Consider the following 2,617-nt stretch of genomic DNA (forward strand, 5'->3'; position numbering starts at 1 on the left):
TGGACAGCGACGGTCCAGTCGTCACCCTCCCCCTTGCGGGGCTTCGAGCCATCCCTTCAGGGCAAATCGCCCCAGTGGGGCGATTTGAGGCGAGAAGGCCATGAGAGCTATGCTCGAATGGCTGGATCAAGGGTGGGGGGCGTTTGGCCCGAATATTCGGGCTCCCGGCACCCCCTCCCAGCCTCCCCCGTCAAGGGGGAGGTGCCGCGCGGTGGATAGGGCAATATGGTGCCTCACCCCTGCTGCTGGCTCATGTCCATCCAGAAATATTCCCAGATATGGCCATCGGGATCGGCGATGGAGCGCGAATACATGAAGCCATGATCCTGCGCCTCGCGGATTTCGCTGCCGCCGGCGGCAAGGCCCCGCGCGGCAATGGCGTCGACCGCCTCGCGGCTGTCCTGGACCAGGGCATAAAGGCCCTGGGTCTGGCGATGCGCGTCGGCGATGGGCAGGGGGGTGAACTGGCGGAATTTGTCATGGGTCAGCACCATGACGAAAATGGCTTCGCTGATGACGATGCAGGCGGCGGTTTCGTCGGTGAAATCGGGATTATGCTCGAAACCCAGCGCCTTGTAATAGGCCATGGTGGCGGCCAGGTCGGCAACGGGCAGGTTGAGAAAGATCATATTGGACGACATCGGGGGGCTCCGTCTTTCGGCCCGCCACGCGGATCGGCGCTCGTGACCGGGCGCGGCGATATTGCTATGGGCTGGAGCGGCGCGCAAGCGCGGCCCTGTTCATCTCAAGGAGACATGCATTCGATGACGACGGCTCTCACCCTTTCCGGCTCGATCCGCCGGGGGTCCTATAACCGGCTGCTGCAACGGCATATGGGCCAAAAGCTGGAGGCGGCGGGCGTCGGCGTCACCGCCATCGACCTGGGCGATTTTCCCATGCCCATCTTCAATCAGGACCTGGAGCCGGACCATGTGCCCGAAGCGGCGGTGACGCTGGCGCAAATGTGGCGCAGCCACGACATCGTCTTTATCGCCAGCCCGGAATATAATGGCAGCGTCAGCCCGCTCCTGGTCAACACCATCGCCTGGCTGAGCCGGCAGAAGCCGAGCGTGTTCCGCCAGGCCATATTCGGCATTGGCGGGGTGAGCTCGGGCAAATACGGCACCATCTGGGGGCTGAGCCATCTGCGCGAATCGCTGACCAAGATGGGGGCGCTGGTGGTGCCGACCCTGCTCGGGATCGGCCCGGCCAGCGAGGCCTTCGACGCCGAGGGCGCGCCGGTGGAGCCCGGTATCATCCGCAAGGTGGACCAGATGGTGCACGAGCTGACCCATTTCAGCCGGGGCTAGACGCCTCGAGCCCGAACAGCGCCATGGCGTCGGAAAGGCTGGCGGTGAGCCGGTCGAGCCGGGCCGGGTCGGTATCGAGCTGGCGCAGGCGCATGGGGCCGGCCAGCGGCACGGCATCGACCAGCGCCAGGCCGGTTTCGGTGATGGCGATATGGCGGGCGCGGCGATCCTCGGGATCGGTGGTGACGCGGCAAAGGCGCTTGCGGCGCAAATCGTCAATGGATTGGCCCAGCGTCGCCGGGTGCATGACCAGGGTGCGGCGCAGCGCCGAAAGCGGCATATGCGGGCGCTCGGTCAGGATATGGAGCACGGCCAATTGCAGCATGGTGATGCCGTGGCGAGCCTTGAGATCCTTCTCGAAACCCTGAAGGGCGCGCTCGAGCCTCACCCAGGCGACGATGGCCGATAGCGCCTGCTGCTGCATGATTCATCCCCCAATAGCACGGAAAAGGTCGGTCTTATGCCGCCATATCACCCCTGCGGCAAGGTGTTATGACGACATAGCACCGTTAAACGGGCTTGCCGGATCGGCGTCCTCGTGGCAGGCGGGGGCAACGCAAAGGAGACAGGCAATGGCCGGGCAATTGATCGTGGGGCTGGATGTGGACAGCCGGGCGCGCGCCGAGGAGATCGTGGCGCTGCTGGGCGACGCGGTGGATTTCTACAAGATCGGCTATCAGTGCTTTTACGGCGGCGACGGGCTGGCGCTGGGCAAGGCGCTGATGGCGGCGGGCAAGAAGGTGTTCTTCGACCTCAAGCTGCTCGACATCGACAATACGGTGGAAAAGGGCGTGGCCGCCTTTGCCCAAACCGGCGCCTCGATGCTGACCGTGCATGCCTATCCCAAGACCATGCGGGCGGCGGCCAGGGCGGCGGCGGGCTCGGGCCTGTGCATATTGGGCGTCACCGTGCTGACCTCGATGGACGACGCGGACGTGAAGGAAGCCGGCTATGGACGCGACGCGGCCGGGCTGGTGGCGCTGCGGGCCGAACAGGCGCGGGCAGCCGGAATCGGCGGGCTGGTTGCCTCGCCGCATGAGGCGGAGATGATCCGCAATATCGTGGGGCCGCAGATGGCCATCGTCACCCCCGGCATCCGCCCCGCCGGCAGCGCCATGGGCGACCAGAAGCGGGTGATGGGCCCGGCAGCGGCGCTGGCCGCCGGCGCCACGCATCTGGTGGTGGCGCGGCCGATCATCGAAGCCGCCGACCCGGCGGCGGCGGCGCGGGCGATCCTGGCGGAAATGGCGGGCGGCACGCGGCTGGCGTGAGGTAAGAGCCCCAGCCACCACGCGGCACCTCCCCCT

General features: G+C 66.5%; 4 protein-coding genes. 2 read left to right on the forward strand and 2 right to left on the reverse strand.

Going from position 1 to position 2,617, the window contains the following annotated elements; genetic code table 11:
- Positions 1-233: 233 nt before the first annotated feature.
- Positions 234-641 (reverse strand): VOC family protein, encoded by a 408-nt coding sequence (locus VDP82_RS16865; protein ID WP_323015986.1) that lies wholly within the window; start codon positions 639-641, stop codon positions 234-236.
- A gap of 123 nt (positions 642-764) precedes the next feature.
- Here VDP82_RS16865 and VDP82_RS16870 point away from each other — a divergent pair, with 123 nt between their 5' ends.
- On the forward strand, positions 765-1,310 hold the full coding sequence (locus VDP82_RS16870) for an NADPH-dependent FMN reductase (RefSeq protein WP_323015987.1): 546 nt from the start codon (positions 765-767) through the stop codon (positions 1,308-1,310).
- Here the strand turns inward: VDP82_RS16870 and VDP82_RS16875 are convergent.
- Positions 1,297-1,734 carry a MarR family winged helix-turn-helix transcriptional regulator gene (locus VDP82_RS16875; protein ID WP_323015988.1) on the reverse strand — a complete coding sequence of 146 codons (438 nt, stop codon included), beginning with the start codon at positions 1,732-1,734 and terminating at the stop codon, positions 1,297-1,299. The two genes, VDP82_RS16870 and VDP82_RS16875, sit on opposite strands and share 14 nt — an antisense overlap.
- A gap of 148 nt (positions 1,735-1,882) precedes the next feature.
- On the opposite strand from VDP82_RS16875, the gene pyrF reads away from it, so the two are divergent.
- Complete coding sequence (gene pyrF / locus VDP82_RS16880) at positions 1,883-2,581, forward strand: orotidine-5'-phosphate decarboxylase (protein ID WP_323015989.1); 699 nt, start codon at positions 1,883-1,885, stop codon at positions 2,579-2,581.
- Positions 2,582-2,617: the final 36 nt, after the last annotated feature.

Origin of the sequence: Devosia sp. (assembly GCF_034675085.1) — a bacterium.
Classification (GTDB): Bacteria; Pseudomonadota; Alphaproteobacteria; order Rhizobiales; family Devosiaceae; genus Devosia.